Here is a 1,416-nt window from a genome sequence, read left to right as displayed (position 1 = left end):
TGGCTATCAATTTCATTGAGGGCTGTTTCAATGGGCTTGTGGATGGTTTTATACCCCCTTTTTGCCGCATAATCGAGCATCTTACTTGAAATATCAATCCCTGTATAGTCAAACTCTCCTTGCAACAATTCACTTAGGATACCTGTCCCACAAGCAATATCTAAAACACTGCCTTGATGGTGATTATGTCGATTGAAGATTTTAGCAGCCTCATATACATGCTGTGCATTACAACTGGGATCTTTTAAGACGTCGTCATAGGTAGGAGCAAATTTATCATAAAATTCTTCAGCAGCAATTTTTGTTGACATAGTTCCTATTTCCAAATGTATCTAGAGTATACATCTTAATTATCTTAGAGCAAATCAGGGTAGTGGTAAAGATGTAGTGATTTGCCTATGGTAAGCGTCAAGGTAACGGTAACTAAAATCACTCTTGTGTACTACTACCAAAGTCCTTAGCCTTCAAAACTTCAGGTTTAGGGTAAGTCTACCCATCTAAGCATTTTGTCCTTAGTTACGTAAAGCGCTCGATTGATCAGGTCATTTCCTTGCTCAATTTCTTGTTGCAACACCGGGATAACTACCTCTTCCATCACCTGTTCCTGCTCCCGGCGGGTCATTTCTCCATCTTCTATAAAGACGATTTTGTCATGGTTTAGGCTTTATATTCCATCAAAACTAAACGAATGATTACCTCTTGTCTTGATGCAGCGCGGTCTTGGGGGTTTCCCCCATGACCGCGCTGCATCGCTTAGTCAAAAGCTGTTCGCGCAGCGTGCGCGTAGCACATTAGCTGAGAGCTGATAGCTGATAGCTGATAGCTTACTTGAGTCTCCTCTAAGACTTAGCCGTCACAGCAGCAATACGCTTCAAAATACCCAAAACATCATATAAATAATTGCCAGGATTCCAGATATCAAAGGCTTTTGATAAAGCATAGCGTAGGGTTTCGCCTTTAACTAACTTGATAAAGATAAAGCTAGCACCATTAGTAACAAGACCAAATGTTGGTTGCTCTGTTTGGGGACTCTTCAGCATGTAAACTAGTGCTTGAGGAATTGCTGGTTGTAATGAAACAGCAGAACGTTTGGACTCAATAACGGCTATCCAAATTGGTTTGCTAGTCACCAAAATATCAATACGTCCTTTGACAATTGTGTCCTCATCTTTATCTTCAATGGGTAAAGACACTTCATACTCTGCTTTAACTTTAAAAGGCGGTTGGTAAAATCCTGCCAAATCCAATAAAGGAGAAACAACAACCATTTTAACTAGGTCTTCTAGTACCAAATCTTTAGACAAGTACTTGTAATTAGCTTTTGCTCTATCGAGCATTTGCCTTTCTATTTCAATTAGTTGGGGTAGGTTTTCCACGCACTCTGGGAAAAACTCTGGCTCCATTACTTCTTGGAGC

The 1,416-nt window shown here is 40.3% G+C and carries 3 protein-coding genes; all 3 read right to left on the bottom strand.

Going from position 1 to position 1,416, the window contains the following annotated elements:
• A partial coding sequence (locus F6K53_RS42520) for a class I SAM-dependent methyltransferase (RefSeq protein ID WP_293086573.1) occupies window positions 1-311 on the bottom strand: 311 nt, incomplete at its 3' end.
• A gap of 167 nt (window positions 312-478) precedes the next feature.
• Window positions 479-622: a hypothetical protein gene (locus F6K53_RS42515; RefSeq protein WP_366510760.1), complete on the bottom strand. Its 144-nt coding sequence runs from the start codon at window positions 620-622 to the stop codon at window positions 479-481.
• Between the two features lie 217 nt (window positions 623-839).
• Window positions 840-1,416: restriction endonuclease subunit R (locus F6K53_RS42510; protein WP_293086571.1), on the bottom strand; the 577-nt coding region annotated here is incomplete at its 5' end.

It is taken from the genome of Moorena sp. SIO4A1 (assembly GCF_010672065.1).
Lineage (GTDB): Bacteria > Cyanobacteriota > Cyanobacteriia > Cyanobacteriales > Coleofasciculaceae > Moorena.
This window is presented reverse-complemented; position numbering and strand designations above follow the sequence as displayed.

Coding starts and splice junctions, on each gene's coding strand:
- F6K53_RS42515 (WP_366510760.1), bottom strand. CDS start 622: ATGACCCGCCGGGAGCAGGAACAGGTGATGGAAGAGGTAGTTATCCCG.